General features: G+C 72.1%; 17 protein-coding genes. All 17 read left to right on the top strand.

All coding sequences use genetic code 11. The features are described from left to right. The first annotated feature begins 1 nt into the window (after position 1). A complete protein-coding gene (locus tag RB146_11140; GenBank protein ID MDQ7829525.1) occupies positions 2-1522 on the top strand; it encodes a dihydroorotase family protein in 1521 nt (506 codons plus the stop codon). Beyond that, positions 1519-3090 (top strand): ABC transporter substrate-binding protein, encoded by a 1572-nt coding sequence (locus RB146_11145; GenBank protein ID MDQ7829526.1) that lies wholly within the window; start codon positions 1519-1521, stop codon positions 3088-3090. The genes RB146_11140 and RB146_11145 overlap by 4 nt, the downstream gene beginning before the upstream one ends. Before the next feature lie 9 nt (positions 3091-3099). After that, positions 3100-4044: an ABC transporter permease gene (locus RB146_11150; GenBank protein MDQ7829527.1), complete on the top strand. Its 945-nt coding sequence runs from the start codon at positions 3100-3102 to the stop codon at positions 4042-4044. 81 nt (positions 4045-4125) lie between these two features. After that, positions 4126-4962, top strand: coding sequence for an ABC transporter permease (locus RB146_11155; GenBank protein MDQ7829528.1), 837 nt, complete (start codon positions 4126-4128; stop codon positions 4960-4962). Then, positions 4959-6365 (top strand): M20/M25/M40 family metallo-hydrolase, encoded by a 1407-nt coding sequence (locus tag RB146_11160; GenBank protein MDQ7829529.1) that lies wholly within the window; start codon positions 4959-4961, stop codon positions 6363-6365. The genes RB146_11155 and RB146_11160 overlap by 4 nt, the downstream gene beginning before the upstream one ends. A gap of 2 nt (positions 6366-6367) precedes the next feature. Further along, a complete protein-coding gene (locus RB146_11165; GenBank protein ID MDQ7829530.1) occupies positions 6368-7726 on the top strand; it encodes a M20/M25/M40 family metallo-hydrolase in 1359 nt (452 codons plus the stop codon). Then, on the top strand, positions 7723-8538 hold the full coding sequence (locus RB146_11170; protein ID MDQ7829531.1) for a DUF3891 family protein: 816 nt from the start codon (positions 7723-7725) through the stop codon (positions 8536-8538). The genes RB146_11165 and RB146_11170 overlap by 4 nt, the downstream gene beginning before the upstream one ends. Then, the gene (locus RB146_11175; GenBank protein MDQ7829532.1) at positions 8535-10934 is read left to right on the top strand and encodes a xanthine dehydrogenase family protein molybdopterin-binding subunit; all 2400 of its coding nucleotides are present in this window, start codon (positions 8535-8537) and stop codon (positions 10932-10934) included. The genes RB146_11170 and RB146_11175 overlap by 4 nt, the downstream gene beginning before the upstream one ends. Beyond that, positions 10931-11791, top strand: a complete 861-nt coding sequence (locus RB146_11180) for an FAD binding domain-containing protein (GenBank protein MDQ7829533.1) — start codon at positions 10931-10933, stop codon at positions 11789-11791. Before RB146_11175 ends, RB146_11180 begins: the two co-directional genes overlap by 4 nt. Continuing rightward, positions 11788-12327, top strand: a complete 540-nt coding sequence (locus RB146_11185) for a (2Fe-2S)-binding protein (GenBank protein MDQ7829534.1) — start codon at positions 11788-11790, stop codon at positions 12325-12327. The genes RB146_11180 and RB146_11185 overlap by 4 nt, the downstream gene beginning before the upstream one ends. After that, positions 12324-13169, top strand: a complete 846-nt coding sequence (locus tag RB146_11190) for an aspartate/glutamate racemase family protein (protein MDQ7829535.1) — start codon at positions 12324-12326, stop codon at positions 13167-13169. The genes RB146_11185 and RB146_11190 overlap by 4 nt, the downstream gene beginning before the upstream one ends. Further along, positions 13169-14428 carry an ABC transporter substrate-binding protein gene (locus RB146_11195; protein ID MDQ7829536.1) on the top strand — a complete coding sequence of 420 codons (1260 nt, stop codon included), beginning with the start codon at positions 13169-13171 and terminating at the stop codon, positions 14426-14428. Before RB146_11190 ends, RB146_11195 begins: the two co-directional genes overlap by 1 nt. 31 nt (positions 14429-14459) lie before the next feature. Then, the gene (locus RB146_11200; GenBank protein ID MDQ7829537.1) at positions 14460-15314 is read left to right on the top strand and encodes a branched-chain amino acid ABC transporter permease; all 855 of its coding nucleotides are present in this window, start codon (positions 14460-14462) and stop codon (positions 15312-15314) included. Positions 15315-15328: 14 nt separating this feature from the next. Next, the gene (locus tag RB146_11205; protein MDQ7829538.1) at positions 15329-16306 is read left to right on the top strand and encodes a branched-chain amino acid ABC transporter permease; all 978 of its coding nucleotides are present in this window, start codon (positions 15329-15331) and stop codon (positions 16304-16306) included. Next, positions 16303-17082 carry an ABC transporter ATP-binding protein gene (locus tag RB146_11210; protein ID MDQ7829539.1) on the top strand — a complete coding sequence of 260 codons (780 nt, stop codon included), beginning with the start codon at positions 16303-16305 and terminating at the stop codon, positions 17080-17082. The genes RB146_11205 and RB146_11210 overlap by 4 nt, the downstream gene beginning before the upstream one ends. Next, positions 17079-17828 carry an ABC transporter ATP-binding protein gene (locus RB146_11215; GenBank protein MDQ7829540.1) on the top strand — a complete coding sequence of 250 codons (750 nt, stop codon included), beginning with the start codon at positions 17079-17081 and terminating at the stop codon, positions 17826-17828. Before RB146_11210 ends, RB146_11215 begins: the two co-directional genes overlap by 4 nt. 74 nt (positions 17829-17902) lie before the next feature. After that, positions 17903-18433, top strand: a 531-nt coding sequence (locus RB146_11220) for an acetyl-coenzyme A synthetase N-terminal domain-containing protein (protein ID MDQ7829541.1), incomplete at its 3' end; no start/stop codon positions are given.

The raw sequence follows: 18433 nt of genomic DNA on the forward strand, positions 1-18433 counted from the left end.
GATGGCACGGTACGATCTCGCGGTCCTGGGCGGGTCCGTGGTCGTCCCCTACGTGGGAACGGTGCGGGCGGACATCGGGATCCGGGCCGGGCGCATCGCCGCGCTCGCCGAGGAGATCGCATCGGGGGACGCCACCGCGGTGGTCGATGCGCGGGGTCGCCTGGTCTTCCCGGGTGCCGTCGACTCCCACTTCCACCTGGGGATCTACCGGGACCTGGCCGAGGATGCGGCGAGCGAGACGCGGTCGGCGCTCGTCGGTGGCGTCACCACCGTGCTCTCCTACTTCCGCACCGGCCGGCACTACCTCAACCGCAGCGGTCCTTATCGCGAGATCTTCCCCGAGGTGCTGGCGGCCGTGCGCGGGCGGGCCTACACCGATTACGGTTTCCACATTGCCGTGATGACCGAGGCGCAGCTCGACGAGGTGGCGTGGCTGGTGGCGGACCAGGGGGTCACGTCCTTCAAGTACTACATGTTCTACAAGGGACTGAACCTCACCGCCGACTCCACCCGGGCCAGCGAGTACACGCTGGCGGACACCTACGACCTCGGCCACCTCTTCCTGCTCATGGAACGGGTGGCGGCCCAGGCTCACCGGCGCGGCCGGGAGGGGCGGATCTCCCTCAGCCTGCACTGCGAGCACGCCGAGCTGCTCCGCGTCTTCATCGAGCAGGTGCGCCGGGCCGGGCTGCGGGGCCTGGAGGCCTACCACCGCGCCCGGCCGCCGCTGTCGGAGCGGCTCTCGCTGGCCGAGGCGGTGCTGCTGGCCGACGCCACCCGGTGCCCTATCAACCTGCTCCACCTGAGCAGCCGTGAGGCGATGGGGGCGGCCGTCGCAGCCAAGCGGGACTACCCGCACCTGGACATCCGGCTGGAGACCACAGTCCACCACCTGGCCCTGACCTACGATTCGGCCGGGGGGATCCGGGGGAAGGTGAACCCGCCCATCCGCACCGAGGAGGACCGGCAGGCGCTCTGGGAGGCTGTGGTCCGCGGGGAGGTGGACACGGTGGTGAGCGACCACGCCTGCTGCTTCGAGGAGGAGAAGGGAGAGGATCTCTGGCGGGCCCTGCCAGGCTTCGGCGGAACGGCGCTCCTCTACCCCTACCTGATCTCGGAGGGGTTCCACCGGCGCGGGGTACCCGCTGCGAGGATCGCAGAACTGGCCAGTGCCAACTCCGCCCGCGCCTTCGGCCTCTACCCCCGGAAGGGCACCATCGCCCCGGGGGCGGACGCGGACCTGACCATCGTCGACCCGGAGTGGGAGCAGGAGGTCCACCCCGAGCTCCTGCTCTCCGCGCAGGACTTCACCCCGTTTGCCGGCGCGCGGCTGCGGGGCTGGCCCACCCACACCGTCCGGGGAGGGCAGGTGGTCTTCGCGCATGGCGAGGTGGTGGGGGAGCCCACGGGCCGGTACCTCCACCGCCCGCTGCGAGTGGAGGCGCCCGCGGGGGAGGGCGGGGGCGGCACGGCGGGCGGTCGGTTGAGCACCGGGGCAGGGACCCAAGGAGGGATGGGATGAAGGCGAACCGAGGACTGGCACACCTGATGGGCGGTCTCGTGACCGTTGCCGCGCTGGTCGCGACCGTCTGGCAGCCGGCGGGGAGCGCTCCGGCCGCGGCGCCGCGTCGGGGAGGCACGCTGAACGCCACGTTCAGCTCAGACCCGGCGCACCTCGACCCGCACCGGGGGACCACGGCCCAGAACTTCGTCCCCCTGGTCTACAACGGCCTCGTCCGCTTCAAGACGGGGCCCGGCGTCCAGCCGGACCAGTTCATCATCGAGCCCGACCTGGCGGAGCGCTGGGAGCAGCCGTCCCCCACCACCTACGTCTTCCGCCTGCGCCGGGGCGTCCGCTTCCACGACAAGCCCCCCGTGAACGGCCGGGAGCTGACCAGCGACGACGTGGTCTGGAGCCTGGAGCGCATGCTGGCCGAGGACCCGGAGAACATCAAGCGCGACCTCTTCTCCGTCATCCAGCGGTACGAGGCGGTGGACCGGTACACGGTGCGCGTCACCCTGCGGGAGCCCTTCGCGCCGTTCCTCCACAACCTGGCCACGGTGTTCGCCTCCATCGTCCCGCGGGCCGACGTGGACTACAAGCGTGTGGCCATCGGGACCGGACCGTTCATGCTGGACAGCTTCCAGCGCGGCGTGCGGTACGTCTACAAACGGCACCCCGCCTACTTCGAGCGTGGCCAGCCCTATCTGGACGAGATTGTGATCCACATCTTCCGCGATTTCGCCACGCGGGCGGCGGCGCTGCGGGCAGGGCGCATCGACGTCGTGGACCTGCTCCCCTGGGGCCAGGCCCAGCCCATCATCCGTGAGGGACAGCTGCGGTGGGAGAAGTACCAGGGGATCTTCAGCGTCCACGCGCGCCTGAACGTCGACCGCCCGCCGCTCAATCACGAGAAGGCCCGGCAGGCGATGTCGCTGGCGCTCAACCGCCAGGCCATCGCCATCGCGTTGGGCGGCGGGGAGGGCGCGGTGAACGGGCCGGTACCGGCTGGGCTGGGCGTCTGGGCGGTGGACTGGCGGCGCCTGCCCTTCTTCCAGCGGGATGTGGCCAAGGCCCGTCAGTTGCTGCGGGAGGCGGGGTTCCCCGACGGCGTAACGGTGGAGGCCGTCGGCGGCGTGAGCCCCGATAACCGGCGCATCATGCTGGAGGCCATGAAGGCCCAGCTCGCCCAGGCGGGGATTACCCTCAACTTCCGGCTGATCGACACCGCGCAGGTGCAGCGTGTCCGCTTCCAGAAGGACTTCATGATCCTGGCCGACAACTTCACGCTGGCCAGCGACCCGGACAGCTACCTCTACGTGGAGTACCACTCCACCTCTAGCGGCAACGTCGGGAACTACCGGGATCCGTCCATTGACCGGCTGCTCGAGGCCCAGCGGCGCGAGCTGGACCAGGCCAGGCGCCTCCCGCTGGTGCACGAGGCGCAGGTGCGCATCGCCCGAAAGGCCTGGATCCTCACTACCGGCGACCCGATCTACGTCAGCCTCTGGTGGCCCTATGTCCAGGGCTGGAGGCACCACCACATCAACCAGTACCTGCCGCTCAAGAACGTGTGGCTGGACCGGTAAAAACGGGCGGTGCGGCACTACCTGCTTAGGCGGGCGATCCTGGCCGTGGCGGCGCTGTGGGGACTCTCCCTGCTCGCCTTCGGGCTGATTCGGATCGTTCCCGGGGACGTCCTCATGGCGCGCCTGGAGGAATCCGGAACCGTCACCGACCTGGCGGCGGCCCGGGCGGCGCTCGGGCTGGACCGTCCGTTCCTGGTCCAGTACGCGGCCTGGGTGAGCGGTGTGCTGCGGGGTGACCTGGGGGTCTCGTTCTGGTCGGGACGACCGGTGCGTCACGACCTGCTGGCGGCCCTGCCCGTGAGCGTGGAGCTGGCGGTGCTGGCCATGACGCTCTCGGTGGTCATCGGGCTGCCGCTGGGTGTGGCGGCGGCGGCCCGCCGCGGCGGCCCGCTGGACTATGCCGCCCGCCTCTTCAGCTTCGGTGGGCTCAGCGTCACCCACTTCTGGATCGCCACGCTGGTGCTGCTCTACGGCTCGATCTGGCTCCGCTGGGTGCCTCCGCTGGGGTACGTCCCCCTGCACACGTCACCGGCGCAGAACCTGGAGCAGTTCCTGATCCCGGCGGCCATTCTGGGCGTCCACCTCTCCGCCCGCAGCCTGCGGATGGTGCGCTCGTCCCTCCTGGAGGTCCTGCAGGACGACTACGTGCGCACGGCCTGGGCCAAAGGGCTGGCTCCCAGGCGAGTCCTGTGGGCCCACGCCGTCCGCAACGCGCTCATCCCCATCCTGACCGTGCTGGGGAGCCAGTTCGTCTACCTGCTCAGCGGCGCGGTGATCATCGAGGACATCTTTGCCCTCAGCGGGGTCGGCCGGTACGTGGTGGACGCCATCACCCACCGGGACTACCCGGCGGTCCAGGCGGCGGTCCTCTTCACGGGCCTGGTTGTCGTGCTGGTGAACCTGCTCGTCGACCTGGCGTACGCCTGGATCGATCCCCGCATCCGGTACGCCTGAATGGGCGGCGTGCTCTCCTCTCGTCGTGGGGTGCTCCTGCCGGCTCTGGGACCGAGGCGCCGGGCGGGACCATGGGGGGGCATGCTGCGACGGCTCCTCCGTTGGCACCCCGGCGGCGTGCTGGCGGCGGCCGTGCTGGCGGGGCTGCTCGTCGCCTCCCTCGGTGCGCCCTGGCTGGCCCCGCACGACCCCTACGCGCAAGATTACAATGCCCTGATGCGTCCTCCCGGCACCCACTACCCCCTGGGGACCGACTACCTGGGACGCGATGTCCTCTCCCGCACGCTGTACGGCGGCCGGACCTCGCTGCTGATCAGCCTGGCCTCGATCGGCGTGGGCACGGTGGCAGGCACGGCCGTGGGCCTGCTCTCCGGCTACTACGGCGGCTGGCTGGATGGCGCGGTGCAGCGCGTGGTGGACGTGCTGATGGCGTTGCCGGCCATCATCCTGGCGCTGGCCCTCATGGCGGTGCTGGGCCCGCGCCTGGAGAACGTGGTCCTGGCCATCGCCATCGTCGTCCTGCCGGGGCTGGCGCGCGTCGTGCGCGGGGTGGTCCTCCAGCTGCGCGAGTTCCAGTTCGTCGAGGCGGCCCGGGCGCTGGGAGCCTCCGACGCCCGCCTCCTCTTGCGCCACCTCCTGCCCAACGCCGTGGCGCCGGTCATCGTGCTGGCCACCAACGCCCTGTCGGCGGCCATCCTCATCGAAGCGTCCCTCTCGTTCCTGGGGCTGGGCACCCAGCCGCCCGTCCCCTCCTGGGGGAACATGCTGAGCGAGGAAGCGCGACGGTACTTCGAGCAGGCCCCTTGGATGGCGTTGCCCCCAGGGGTCGCCCTCAGCCTGGCGGTCCTGGCCGTGAACTTCCTGGGCGACGCGCTGCGCGACGCCCTCGACCCGCGGCTGCGGAGGAGCGGGGCATGAGCCTCCCCGTCGCCCGGGCGGCCCTCGCCGCGGCGGAGGAACGCCACCGCGGGCGCTTCGCCGACCACGTGGCGGAGCTGGCCGCGTTCTGCCGGATCCCCTCGGTCGGCGGCGACGACGCCGCCATGGGCCAGGCTGTGGCGTGGCTCGAGGCGGCCATGCGGCGCAGCGGCATCGAGGTCGAAGTCTGGCCGGGCGAAGGCAACCACCCCTACCTGGTGGGCATGGCCCGCGGCGCCGCTGCGCGGACCCTGCTCTTCTTCAACCACTACGACATCGCCACCTACACCAACCCGATCGAGCGGCGGCCAGGGGACCGGGACCCCTTCTCGGGCGCCGTGGAGGGGGAGCGCCTCTACGCCCGCGGGGTGGCCGACGACAAGGCCACGCTCCTCTCCCGCATCCACGCGGTGCGCCTCTGGCACGAGGCGAATGGGACGCTGCCGGTGACCGTGAAGTTCCTGCTGGAGGGCAAGCGCGGGTTAGCCACCGACGGGCTTGGGCGCTTCCTCGCCCGGGCCTTCCCCCGGGTCGCGGCCGACGCCTGCTGCTGGGAGGCGGGGGCCAAGGACGAGGCGGACCGCCCGGTGATCACCCTCGGCCACAAGGGGCAGCTCTACGTCGAGTTGCGGTGCCGCACCGCCAACGGCGACTACCCCTCCCGCCTAACCGCCCTCCCCAACAGCGCGTGGCGGCTGGTATGGGCGCTCGCCTCGCTCAAGGATCCGGACGAACGTGTCCGCCTGCCGGGCTTCTACGACCGGGTCCGGCGGCCCGGCCCTGCCGAGGAGGAGTGGTGCTACCGGCACCTCCCCGCCGACGTCTCCGGCTTGCGGGCGAGCACCGGGGTCAGGGCGTTCGTCGCCGGGCTGGACGGCCAGCGCGTCATGCGGTTCACCTACACCGAGCCGACGGTAGGGCTCTGCGGGCTGGCGGCGGGGGAGGCCGGCCCGGCCCACCGGCTCGTCATCCCCGGCGAGAGCCGCGCCCACGTCGAGTTCCGCCTGGTGCCGGATCAGGATCCCGAGGAGGTGCTCACCAGCCTGCGGGCCCACCTGGACCAGGGAGGCTTTCCCGACATCACCCTCGAGGTGCGCAGCATGCTCCCGCCCTACACCACCGACCCTGACGGCCCGCTCCCGCGGCTGGTTGGGGAGGCTGCCGAAGAGGTCTATGGCCGGCGTCCGGTGTTGGTCCCCTTCGCCACCGGCATCGGCCACCGCTACCTCTTCCGGCGCTACAGCTCCATGCCGATCGTGGGGTTCGCGGTAGGGTACGCCGGCTCGGCGCTGGAGACCAACGACGAGCACATCCGCCTGCGGGACTACGACGAGGGGATCCGCCACGTCCTGGCGATCCTGGCGCGGGCACCGACGCTCCCCGCGGTCGGGGGGGAGGGGTAGGTATGCGCACCCGCACCGGCGCGGTCGATGCGTACATCAGCGGGGGGATGGCGCAGTGGATGTCGGAACTCGCGGAGTTCTGCGCCTTCCCCAGCGTCGGCGACCGGTCGGAGGCGATGCACGCCGCGGCGCAGTGGCTGGTCCGGCGGCTGGCCGCCGCGGGGCTGGCCGCGCGCCTGCTGGCGGTCACGGACGGGTTCCCCGCGGTCTACGCCGAGGCGCCCGGCCGCTCCCCGCGCACCGTGCTCTTCTTCAACCACTACGACATCGCCGCCTACACCCACCCGCTGCCGCGGGACCTGTTGCAGGTCCCCGTCAGGCTGGCCGCAGACCGGCTCTTCGCCCGCGGGGTGGCGGACGACAAGGGGTGCTGCTTCTCGCGGATCGTGGCCGTGGAGGCGCTCCTGCGCACCCACGGGCGCCTGCCGGTGGGGGTGAAGTTCCTCATCCTCGGCAAGCGGGTCCCCAACGATCCCTGTCTGGATGACGTCCTCGCCCGCTACCCCGAGGTCCTGGCCTGTGACGCGGTGATCTGGGAGACGGGAGCGAAGGACGAGCGCGACCGTCCCACCGCGTCCCTGGGCGCCAAGGGATACCTCTACGTGGAGCTGGTGGTGCGGAACCCGGCCGGGGCCCAACCCTCGCGCATCAGCATCCTGCCCAACCCGGCCTGGGACCTGGTCTGGGCCCTGAGCACGCTGAAGGGCCCGGACGAACGCATCCGCGTCCCCGGCTTCTACGACGACGTCCTCCCCCCTACGCCCGCGGACCTGGAGGTCCTGGCCGTTCTGGGCGAAGACCTGGACGAGCGCGTCGCGCGGCGGATGGGCGCACCGCGCTTCGTGCTGGGGTGCCGGGGGCTCGAGGCGGCTCGCCGCTGGTTCTTCGAACCCTCCTGCACAGTCTGCGGCCTCGTGGGCGGGGAGACCGGTTCGGAGGAGCGGCTGGTCATCCCCGCGGAGGCCCGGGCCAAGGTGGAGTTCCGGCTGGTGGCCCGGCAGGACCCGGCGGACATCGCCCGGAAGGTGCGGGCCCACCTCGACCGGGAGGGGTTCGGGCACGTCGAGATGGTTGTGCGCTCCCAGACCACCCCGTACCGGACACCGGCGAACGACCCCCTCGTTCGGGCAGCCCAGCGGGCAGCCCTGCAGGTCTACGGGCAGCCCCTGGTGATCCGTCCCACCTCGGTGGGGATGAGCCCCAAGTACCGGTTTGCTCCCCGCCCGACCCTGGGCATTGGGGTCGAGTACGCCGGTTCGGCGATGGAGATGCCGGACGAGCACATCCGGCTCGAAGACTGGGAGCAGGGCGCGCGCATGGTGGCTGCTGTGCTGGAGGCGTACGCGGAGGAGTCGGGATGATCGTGCGCGAGGAGGATGGGCGGTGGCTGCTGATCCGCCAGGTCGACCACGCAGCGCTGGCGGGGGACCTGGCGCGGCACTGGGGGAATGAGACTTTCGAGCGGCCGGAGCCCCACGCGTCCGTGGTGATCGCTGCGACCATGCACGACGAGGGGTGGCGGGAACAGGACGCATTGCCCCGGTACGACGCCACCCGGGCCGGCCCGCTGCACTGGCGTGACATCCCGGTCCAGGAGCACGTCGCCTTCTACGCCGTCGGGATCGAGCGGACGGTGGCCCGGGACCCCTACGCCGGGTTGCTGGCCAGCATGCACGGGGCGGGGATCTACACGCAGCGCTACGGGACCTTTCCCGTCTACATGACGACGATCACGCCCGAGGCCCGTCCTTGGATCGAGACCTTCATCCGGGATCAGGAGGCGCTCCAGGCGGAACTGAAGCGCCGGCTGTGGAGCCCCCGGGAGCGCCGCAGCCGCTTCGAGCGGCAGCTGTGGACGAACTACGAATGGCTGCAGATCTACGACCGCCTCTCGCTCTTCCTCTGTCTGCATGACCTGCGGGGGGCGGTACAGGACCGGCTGGGCCCCACGCCGCTCGGCATCGACGCCCCGACGGTGGAGCTGACGGTGGCGGCGCTGGGCGACGATGTGGTGGTGGTCGAGCCCTGGCCCTTCGACGTCGCCGAGGTGACGGTGGCCCTACCGGTCCGGCGTATCCCTCGCCGCCCCTATGCCGACCTGGCCGACCTCCAGGGCACGGTGGGGGCGGCGGCGGAGGAGTCCATCCGGGCCTGGCTCGTCCCGCAGGCATGACGACGGGGACGGCCGGACGCTACGTCGGGCAGTCGGTGCGCCGCATCGACGGGGCCGCACTGGTCACGGGACAGGCGCGCTTCGTTGGCGACCTGTCCTTCCCTGGGCTCCTCCACGTCGCCATCCTGCGCAGTCCCCACGCCCACGCCCGCATCCGGCGGGTCGAGACCGCCGCCGCCGTCGCCATGCCCGGCGTGGTCGCCGTCCTGTCCGGCGAGGATGTCCGCCGCCACCTCGACCCCATCCCGCACCGCGTCGACCCTGCGTCGGTCGGGGGCCGCAGCGCGGAGGTCTGGGCGCTCGCGCCTGAGGAGGTCCTCTACGCGGGGCAGGGCGTGGCCGCGGTGGCCGCCGAGACCCTGGAGCAGGCGCGGGCTGCGCTGGCCCGCATCAGGGTGGCATACGAGCCGCTGCCCGTCGTGCTCGACGCCGAGGAGGCGTTGCGACCGGACGCGCCGCGGGTCGTGGAGGGATGGCCGGACAACGTCCTCCTGGCCGGGCAGATCCGTCACGGCGACGTCGAGGGGGCCATGGCGCGCGCCCACCGGGTGGTGCGGGCGACCATCCGGATCCACCGCTACTCCACCCAGCCCCTGGAGCCCCGCAGCTACCTGGCCGTCCCCGATCTCCTGGGGGACGCGCTGATCCTCTACGCGACCACGCAGAACCCCCATCAGCTCCGGCACATGCTGGCGCGGACCTTGCGCCTGCCTGAGCACCGGCTGCGCATCATCGTGCCGCGCCTGGGTGGAGCCTTCGGGCTGAAGATGATTGGGCACCCCGAGGAGTCGCTGGTCTGCCTGTTCGCCCTCCTCACGCGGCGGCCGGTCCGATGGGTGGCCAGCCGGGAGGAGGAGCTGCTCATCGGCGGTCGGGAGCAGGTGCACCACATCGAGGTGGGGTGCACGGCCGAGGGGCGCATGGTGGCCTTCCGCGACCGCTTTGTCGCCAACGTCGGCGCCCCCTACCCCACGCCTGGCTGGGGGATGGCGCCGCTCACCGCAGCCACCCTGCCCGGCGTCTACGACGTGCAGGACGTGGACATCGCCTACACGCTGGTGGCCACCCACAAGGGTCCTTGGACGGCATCGCGCGGGTACGGCAAGGAGGCGGCCACGGTGGTGATGGAGCGGGTCGTGGATCTGGTGGCGAGGGCGTGCGGCCTCGACCCGGTGGACGTCCGCCTGCGCAACCTCATTGCCCCCGACGCCTTCCCCTACCGCACCGCCACCGGGCTGGTCCTCGACAGCGGCGACTACCCGGCGTTGCTGCGGCGCGTCCTCGACATGGCCGGCTACGAGCGGCTGCGGGAGGCGCAGGCCCGGCTGCGCGCCCACGGTCGGTGGTTCGGGGTGGGCGTGGCGATGGAGCTCACTCCTGAAGGCGGCAGCCTCCCGCGGTCCCTGGTGGCCGGGTACGACAGCGCCACCGTGCGTGTCGCCCCGTCCGGGGCGGTGACGGTCCTCACCGGCGTGACCAGCCCGGGCACTGGCAACGAGACGGCGATGGCCCAACTCGTGGCCGAGGAACTGGGCGTTCCACCCGAGACCATCCGGGTGGTGCAGGGCGACACGGACCTGTGCCCCTACGGCTTTGGCACCTACAGTGGCCGCAGCGTCATCGCCGGAGGCACAGCCGCGGTGCTGGCGGCACGGGAGGTGCGGGCGAAGATGGCGCAGGTGGCGTCGGCGCTGCTCGGGGCGCCCCCGGACGTCCTGCGCTTCCGCGACGGACGGGTCGAGGTCGACGCCCGTCCCATCCACGACCACCGGCCCCGGAGCGTCGCCTTTGGCGAGGTCGCCTACGTGGCCCACGCGCAGGCCTACGACCTGGCCCGGATGATCGAGCCGCCGCTCGAGGCCACCCGCACCTACCGTCCGCCCACCATCAGCCACCGGCCGGACGCCCACGGACGGATCAACCCCTATCCTACGTACTCGGCCTGCGCGTACGTGGTCGCCGCAGAGGTGGACCCGGAGACAGCGGTCGTGCAGGTGCGGCAGGTCAGCGCCGTGCACGATGCCGGCGTGGTGGTCAACCCGGCGCTGGTGGCGGGGCAACTGCGCGGGGCCGTGGCCATGGGGCTGGGCGGGGCGTTGAGCGAGGAGGTCCGCTACGCTCCGGACGGGACGCGGCTGACCACTTCGCTGGGGGACTACCGCATGCTCCGGGCCCCCGACCTGCCGCCCATCGTCGTGGACCATCGGGTCACGCCCAGCCCTCACACCCTGCTGGGCGTGAAGGGGGGCGGAGAGGCGGGGGTGGGCGGGGCGGCCGCGGCCCTGATGAATGCCGTGGCCGACGCGCTGGCGCCGCTCGGGGTCGACGTGCTGGCGCTGCCGCTCCGTCCCGATGCCCTCTGGCAGGCCATGCAGAGCGCCAGGCACCGACGATGACCGCCCCCGTCTACCACGCCCCCGCGACGCTGGAGGAGGCTCTCGCCCTCCTGGGGGCCTGCGGGGACGAGGCCGCCATCGTCGCCGGCGGCCAGGAGGTGGTCCCGCTCCTCACGGCCGGACGGATCGCCCCGCGGATGCTCGTCGACCTCCGTCGGCTCGACGCCCTCACGGGGATCACCGAGGAGCCCGATACGCTCAGGCTCGGTGCCCGGGTCACCCACCGCGAGATCGCCTCCAGTCCGGTGGTGCGCGGTCGGTGGAGTCTGCTGACCCAGGCCGCTGCGGCAATCGGCGGCGGTGTCCAGGTGCTGAACCGCGGGACGCTCGGCGGTGCCCTCTGCGCCGCGCACCCCGCGTACGACTACGCTCCCTGCCTGGTAGCCCTCCAGGCGGTGGTGGTGCTGGCCAGTGCGCGGGGCCGTCGTTCTCTCCCGGTGCAGACGTTCTTCACGGGGGCGGGAAGGACCGCACGGCGGCCGGATGAGCTCCTCCTCGAGGTCCGCATCCCTGCACCGCCTCCGCCGACGACGGCCGCCTACCGGAAACTCCGTGCGGTCTGGGGCGGGCCGGGCGTGGTCAACGCCGCCTGCCTGGTGCGGCGGGAAGGCGACCGTCTGGTCGACATCCGGCTCACCGTGGGGGCCGTTGAGGAGACACCCGTGGTCGTCTCGCTGGACCACCTCAGGGGTGCGCCGCCCGATGCGGTCCCCGAGCGCGCGGCAGAGGCCGCGCAGGACCTCGTCCGCCATCCCATCGAGGATGCGGCTGCCGGGGCAGCGTACCGTCGCGCCATGGCCGGAGTCATGGCCCGGCGGGCCGTTGCCGCCGCGATGACGGCGAGGGAGAGCCCGTGAGCGGCCCGGCAGGGGGCTCGGGGGTGTCGATCCGCCTGACCGTGAACGGACAGGAGCGGGAGGTGGTCGTCGACACCCGCTGGTCGCTGCTGCAGCTACTGCGGGAGGGACTGGGGTTGGCGGGGACCCGCTTCGGCTGTCTCACCGGGCACTGCGGTGCGTGCACCGTCCTGCTGGGAGGCCTCGCCGTGAAGGCCTGCACGGTGCTGGCCGCCTCTGCGGAGGGGCAAGAAGTGGTCACGGTCGAGGGGCTGGCCACCGAGGGACGTCTCCATCCCCTGCAGCAGGCCTTCTGGGAGCACCACGCGCTGCAGTGCGGCTACTGTACCCCCGGCATGATCCTCACCGCCCTCGACCTGCTGCGCCGTTCCCCGGCCCCCGCAGCAGCAGAGATCCGGATGGGCCTGGCCGGGACGCTCTGCCGGTGCACCGGATACGACGCCATCGTGGAGGCTGTGCTGGCGGCCGCCCGCGCCATGGCCGGCGCTCAGGCGCCCGCGACGCGGACAGCGACGCCCCCAGCGGGATGGCCATGAAGATCTGGTTCCAGAAGCACATCGTCTCGGGACGCCTTCCAGCGCTCGATCGGGCGTACGCGGCGCACTTCCGCCGCGTGGCCCGGCCAGGCACCGAGGTACACCTCTACACCCTCCCGCCGGACACCTATGCGGGCGCCCTGCCCGAGCCGCTGGTGCGCACGCATGCCGTGGAATCGCTCTTCGCAGGGTACTTCGCGCTCCAGGCGCTGCGGGCGGAGCGGGCCGGGTACGACGCCTTCGTCATCGGGACGAGCCAGGACCCCGGCCTGGCGGAGGCGCGGGCCTGGGCGCGCATCCCCGTCCTCGGGTTCGGCCAGGTGGCTGCGCACGTCGCCGGTGTCCTGGGCGCGCGCTTCGGCCACGTCGGCTTCATCGCTGAGCTGGCCGATCCCATTCGGGTCAACCTCCTGCGCGACGGTCTGGCGCACCGCTGGGTCGGGTTTCACCCGCTGGGCGCCGGTCCGCGGGAGTTACTGGCAGCGCTCGACGGGGACGCCGCGCCGCTCCGGGAGGCGTTCACGGCCGCCGCACGTGCCGCCATCGCGGCGGGCGCGGAGGTGCTGATTCCCGGCGACGGGGTGACCAACGAGGCGCTGGTGGCTGCGGGCCTCGGCGCCGTGGACGGGGTGCCGGTCATCGACGCCAACGGGCTCCTGGTGAAGGCGGCCGAGCTGTTCGTCGACCTCCGGACGCTCGGGATCGCCACCCCGCCGACCACCGGCTATGCCCACGGCCGCCCGGACGATGCCACGGCGGATCACCTGTTGCGCCTGTTCGCGCCCAGGGCCTTCACCCTGGGACCAGATCCGACCCTGAGGCCGGAGGAGGGGAGGGAGTGATGCGCACGCAACGGTCTGTGCTCGTCTGGTGCTCCATCGTCCTGAGCGCGGTACTGCTCTGGGCCGGTGGTCGGCTTCCGACCATGGGGGCGCCCACCGCGGAGACGGTGACCGTGGGCTTTACGCTGCCGCTCACCGGCGCGGCCGCCCGGGAGGGGCAGGAGAGTCTGGAGGGCGCCCAGCTCGCCGTTCGCCTGCTCAACGAGGCCGGCGGGGTCCGCGTGGGTGGGCGCACCGTCCGCTTCGAGATCGTCAGCGAAGACGACCGGTGCACCCCGGCCGGGGGGACCGAGGCGGCCAACCGCCTGGTGGCCCGCCGGGTCCAGTTCGTCGGCGGCAGCTTCTGCAGCGGCGCGGCCGTCGCCCAGCAGCCGGTCTTCGCCCAGGCGCGCATCCCCCAGGTGATCTACGCCTTTGCCACCGACCTGACCGGCGCGGCGCGACAGCGGGCGGGTGCGGTGCTCTCGGTCCGTCTCGGCCCCCAGGCGGTCATCGAGATGGCCCCGCTGGCCAAGTATGCGGTGACGGTGAACAACCACCGCCGCTTCTTCGCCATGGCCCAGAACACCGACTTCGGGCGGTCGATGATCACGGAGTTCCGCCGCGTCCTGGAGCGTCTGGGTGGTCGGCTGGTGGCCGACCCGGAGTTCTACACCTTTCCCGGGACCACCGACTTCCGCACCATTCTCACCAAGGCGCGCGGGTCGGGAGCGGACGGGCTGGTGGCCATGGGCCTGGGCGGTGAGATGATCGGCGTCTCGCTGCAGTTCCGTGAGCTCGGACTGGCCATGGGGTTCTACGGGAGCGACCTGTTGGAGGATCCCGCCTACCAGGATGCGGTGGGGGAGCGGGCCAACGGCTTCTTCTACCCCTGGGTGTACGACGACGGGGTCGATCTGCGCCGCTTCACCCGTACGGAGCCGGAGCGGATGGCCCGGGAGATGAGCCTGGCCTTCCTCAACACCCTGCGAAAACGGGCCACGCGCAACCACGGCTGGGGATGGGGCACGATCCACTTGCTGAAGCAGGCGATGGAGCGCGAAGGCTCCACCGAGCCGGAGCGCGTGATGCGCCGCATCCTCTCGGGCGAGCGTTTCGAACTGCCGCTGGGGACGTACGGGTTCCTGCCCTGTGGTCAGGCGGACATGCGGGTGGGCGTGGCCACGTACGTCGACGGGCGTCGCACCCTGCTGGTGGACCGCGACTTCGCCGGTCGGCCTCCCGCGGTGTTGAGCGCCGCCGACCTCTGTCCCCGATAGGAGGCGAGGGGCGCTGGACCTGACCACGGTCCTGCAGTTCGCGGTCAACGGCCTCTTCATCAGCGCGGCCTACGCGCTGGTGGCCCTGGGCCTGACCTTGATCTTCGGGGTCCTGCACATCGCCGACTTCGCCCAGGGAGCCCTGTACATGCTCGGGGCGTACGTGAGCTTCTACGCCACGCACGCCCCGGGCCTGGGCTACTTCGCCTCCGTGCCCGTGGCCATGGGGCTCACGGCGGCGCTGGCGACGCTGAACGGCGCCCTCGTCTACCGCCCGCTCCAGCGCCACGGGGGCGCGCTGACCTTCATCGCCGCCCTGGGCATCCTGCTCATCCTGCAGAACCTGGCGCTGTGGCTCTTCGGCGGCGACTTCCGGCTGATCGCCTCGCCCTTCGGCGACGGTAAGATCACCGTCTGGGGGGTCGTCCTCACCCATCACCAGGCGTTCGTCCTGGGGGTGACGGCCCTGCTCGTCGCGGCCGTGTGGTTCGGGCTGCGGCACACCAAGCCCGGCAAGGCGCTGCGCGCCATGGCGCAGCAGCCGGAGGCTGCACGCCTGGTGGGGATCGACAGCGCCCGGCTGGGCCTGGTGACGTTCGCCCTGGCGGGCGCGCTGGCCGGGGCCGCAGGGGGGCTCATCTCACCGATCCGGGCGTTCGACCCCCACATCGGGGCGATTGTGATCCTGAAGTCGTTCGCCATCGTCATCTTCGGGGGGATGGGCAGCGTGCCGGGAGCGATCGTGGGGGCGCTCCTGGTCGGCATGGCCGAGACCTTCACCGCCGCCTACCTGGCGGCGGAGTTTGCCGACCTGGTCGCCTTTGCCCTGATGATCGTGATCCTCTTCGCCCGCCCCCAGGGGCTGCTGGGGCGGGTGCCGGCCTGACGGCGCCGGGGATCGTGCGCGGATCGCTCGTGCGCTCCCGGGCCGCGTGGCTTGCCGCCCTGGCCGCCGCGGTCCTGGCCCCCCTGGCGTTGCAGAACCCCGCGCACCAGAACCTGCTGGTCCTCACCGGCGTGAACGTCATCCTGGTGGCCAGCCTCGACCTGCTCATCGGTCAGAGCGGCCTGCTCTCCCTGGGGCATGCCGGGTTCTGGGGGATCGGAGCATACACCTCGGCGTTGCTGACCCTGCGGGCCGGGGTGCCCTTCCTGCTGGCGCTCCTGGCGGCGGCGGCGACCGCGGCAGCCAGCGGGATCTTCATCGGCTACCCCTCCCTGCGGCTGCGCGGGCACTACTTCGTCCTGGTGACCTTCATCTTCGGCATCATCATCACGTTGCTGCTCACCAGCCTCGTGGCCGTCACCCGCGGCCCCATGGGCCTGCCCGGGATTCCCTTCGCCACGCTGCCGCGTCCCTGGGGGCCGCCGCTCACCCTCAACACGTTCCAGGGGAAGACGGGGTACTACTACCTGGTGCTCGCCGCCGTGCTGTTGACGCTGTGGCTGCGGGCGTGTGTGGTGCACTCCCGGATGGGACGGGCTCTCGTGGCCATCCGCGAGGACGAGGACCTGGGACAGACCCTCGGGATCCACACCCACCGCTACAAGGTGGGCGTCTTCGCGCTGAGCACCGGGCTCGCCGGGATGGCGGGCTCCCTCTACGCCCACTACACCACCTTCCTCGCCCCCGAAATCTTCGACTTCGTCGCGTCCTTCGACCTGTTCGTCATGAACCTGGTGGGCGGGGCCGGGACGGCCGCAGGACCGGTTCTGGGGCCGGTGCTCTTGACGGTCGTCCGCGACCTGCTGCGGGCGGTGCACCCGGTGCTGGCGGAGATCCTCTTCGGGCTCTTCCTCATCGCCGCCATCGCCTTTCTCCCGGCAGGGCTGGTGGGGGGATGGCGCCGGCTGGTGGCCAGACGGGTCAGCCGGTGAACCGGACGGAGCCGCTCCTGGCCGTCGACGGGCTCACCCGCACCTTTGACGGCTTCCGCGCGGTCTCCCACTTGAGTTTCCACGTGGATGCTGGAGAGATTGTCGGTCTGGTGGGGCCGAATGGCGCCGGCAAGACCACGACCTTTAACCTCATCACCGGCTTCCTGCGACCCACGGCGGGGCGCGTCTGGTTTCGCGGGGAAGACATCACCGGCCTCCCGCCTCACCGGCTGGCGCGCCGGGGGCTCGTGCGGACGTTCCAGCAGACCAGGGTGTTCAGCCGGCTCACCGTCGCGGAGAACGTCCGTCTCGGTCTGCACCGGCACGAGCCGGGAGGCCTCCGCCGGACCCTCTTCGGCCTGCACGCCCGGGAGGCGGCGGCGCTGGACCGCCGTGTCCGGGAGGTGCTCGAGTTCACCCGGCTGTGGGATCGCCGGGATCGGCCCGCCGACGAGCTGCCCTACGGTGAGCAGCGGATGCTGGGCATCGCGGTGGCGCTGGCGGTGGACCCCGTGGCCCTGCTGCTGGACGAACCGCTCGCAGGGATGAACCCCGCGGAGGCCGACACCACCATGACGCTGGTCTGCCGCATCCGCGACCGCGGGGTCACCGTCCTGGTGATCGACCACCACATGGAAACCCTGATGCGCTACTGCGACCGCCTCATCGTCCTCCACCATGGGGAGAAGCTGGCCGAGGGGCCTCCGGCGGCGGTGCGGGCGCATCCGGAGGTCATCCGGACCTACCTGGGGGACGAGGCGGCGCTCTCGCCATGACGGGGCCGGCACCTGCTGAACCCTTCCAGGGTCCCGGGGCCGCCGCCCTCCTGGACCTGCACGAGGTCACCGTCTACTACGGGCGTGTGCGGGCGCTGCAGGGGCTCACGCTGCGGGTCCTGCCGGGAGAGGTGGTGGCCCTCCTTGGAGGGAACGGGGCGGGCAAGTCCACGACACTGCGGGCCATCTCCGGGCTGGTCCGCCCGGCAGCCGGCCGCGTCGCCTTCCGCGGGCGCGACCTCACCCGGCTCGATCCCACCGCCATCGTCCGCCTCGGCATCGCCCACTGTCCGGAGGGACGCAAGCTCTTTCCGGAGATGAGCGTCCTGGAGAATCTGGCGCTCGGTGCCTACGTCCGTGCGGGGGACCTGCGGGAGGACCTGGACCGGGTCTTCGCGCTCTTCCCCGTGCTGAGAGACCGCCAGCATCAGCTGGCCGGCAGTCTCTCCGGTGGGGAGCAGCAGATGGTGGCCATTGCCCGTGCCCTGATGGCCCGACCGACGCTCATCCTGCTGGACGAGCCCACCATGGGGCTGGCGCCGGCGATGGTCGTGGAGGTGGTACGGGCGGTCCGGGCCCTGAACGAGGCCGGGGCGACGGTGCTGCTGGTGGAGCAGAACGTCCAGGTGGCCCTCCGACTGGCGCACCGGGCCTACGTGCTGGAGAATGGGCGCGTCGTCGCCGAGGGGCTGGCCGAGGCCCTGGCCCGGGACGACCGGGTCCGGCGGGCCTACCTCGGCGCGTAGCGAGCGTGCCAGCAGGCCCCGCCGGCCCCGACGGCCAACTTGTCCCAGTAACCCTGAGTCCCTGTCCGGGAGGGATGCCTGTGGCCGACCGCACCATCGAGGCGCTCCTGCTGGAAGAGCGCCGTATCCCGCCCCCCGAGGCCTTCCGCCGCCAGGCCAACGTCCAGGACCCCGCGGTCTACGCCCGTGCCGAGGCCGACCCGGAGGGCTTCTGGGCCGAGGTGGCCCGGGAGCTGCACTGGTTCCGCCCCTGGGAGCGGGTGCTGGAGTGGGAGCCCCCCTACGCCCGCTGGTTCGTCGGCGGGCGCACCAACCTGGCCTACAACTGCCTCGACCGCCACATCACGGGCGGGCGGCGCACCAAGGCGGCCATCGTCTGGGAGGGGGAACCCGGCGACGAGCGCGTCCTCACCTACGGCGACCTGCTGCGCGAGGTGAGCCGCTTCGCCCACGCGCTCCAGCGCCTGGGCGTGCGCCGCGGCGACCGCGTGGCCATCTACCTGCCGATGGTGCCCGAGCTGCCCATCGCCATGCTGGCCTGCGCGCGCATCGGCGCCGCGCACACCGTGGTCTTCGGCGGCTTCAGCGCCGAGGCGCTGCGGGAC

Source organism: Armatimonadota bacterium (assembly GCA_031081585.1).
In the GTDB taxonomy this organism is placed as follows: domain Bacteria; phylum Sysuimicrobiota; class Sysuimicrobiia; order Sysuimicrobiales; family Humicultoraceae; genus Geohabitans; species Geohabitans tengchongensis.

Coding starts and splice junctions, on each gene's coding strand:
- RB146_11140 (MDQ7829525.1), top strand. CDS start 2: ATGGCACGGTACGATCTCGCGGTCCTGGGCGGGTCCGTGGTCGTCCCC.
- RB146_11145 (MDQ7829526.1), top strand. CDS start 1,519: ATGAAGGCGAACCGAGGACTGGCACACCTGATGGGCGGTCTCGTGACC.
- RB146_11155 (MDQ7829528.1), top strand. CDS start 4,126: ATGCTGCGACGGCTCCTCCGTTGGCACCCCGGCGGCGTGCTGGCGGCG.
- RB146_11160 (MDQ7829529.1), top strand. CDS start 4,959: ATGAGCCTCCCCGTCGCCCGGGCGGCCCTCGCCGCGGCGGAGGAACGC.
- RB146_11165 (MDQ7829530.1), top strand. CDS start 6,368: ATGCGCACCCGCACCGGCGCGGTCGATGCGTACATCAGCGGGGGGATG.
- RB146_11170 (MDQ7829531.1), top strand. CDS start 7,723: ATGATCGTGCGCGAGGAGGATGGGCGGTGGCTGCTGATCCGCCAGGTC.
- RB146_11175 (MDQ7829532.1), top strand. CDS start 8,535: ATGACGACGGGGACGGCCGGACGCTACGTCGGGCAGTCGGTGCGCCGC.
- RB146_11180 (MDQ7829533.1), top strand. CDS start 10,931: ATGACCGCCCCCGTCTACCACGCCCCCGCGACGCTGGAGGAGGCTCTC.
- RB146_11190 (MDQ7829535.1), top strand. CDS start 12,324: ATGAAGATCTGGTTCCAGAAGCACATCGTCTCGGGACGCCTTCCAGCG.
- RB146_11195 (MDQ7829536.1), top strand. CDS start 13,169: ATGCGCACGCAACGGTCTGTGCTCGTCTGGTGCTCCATCGTCCTGAGC.
- RB146_11215 (MDQ7829540.1), top strand. CDS start 17,079: ATGACGGGGCCGGCACCTGCTGAACCCTTCCAGGGTCCCGGGGCCGCC.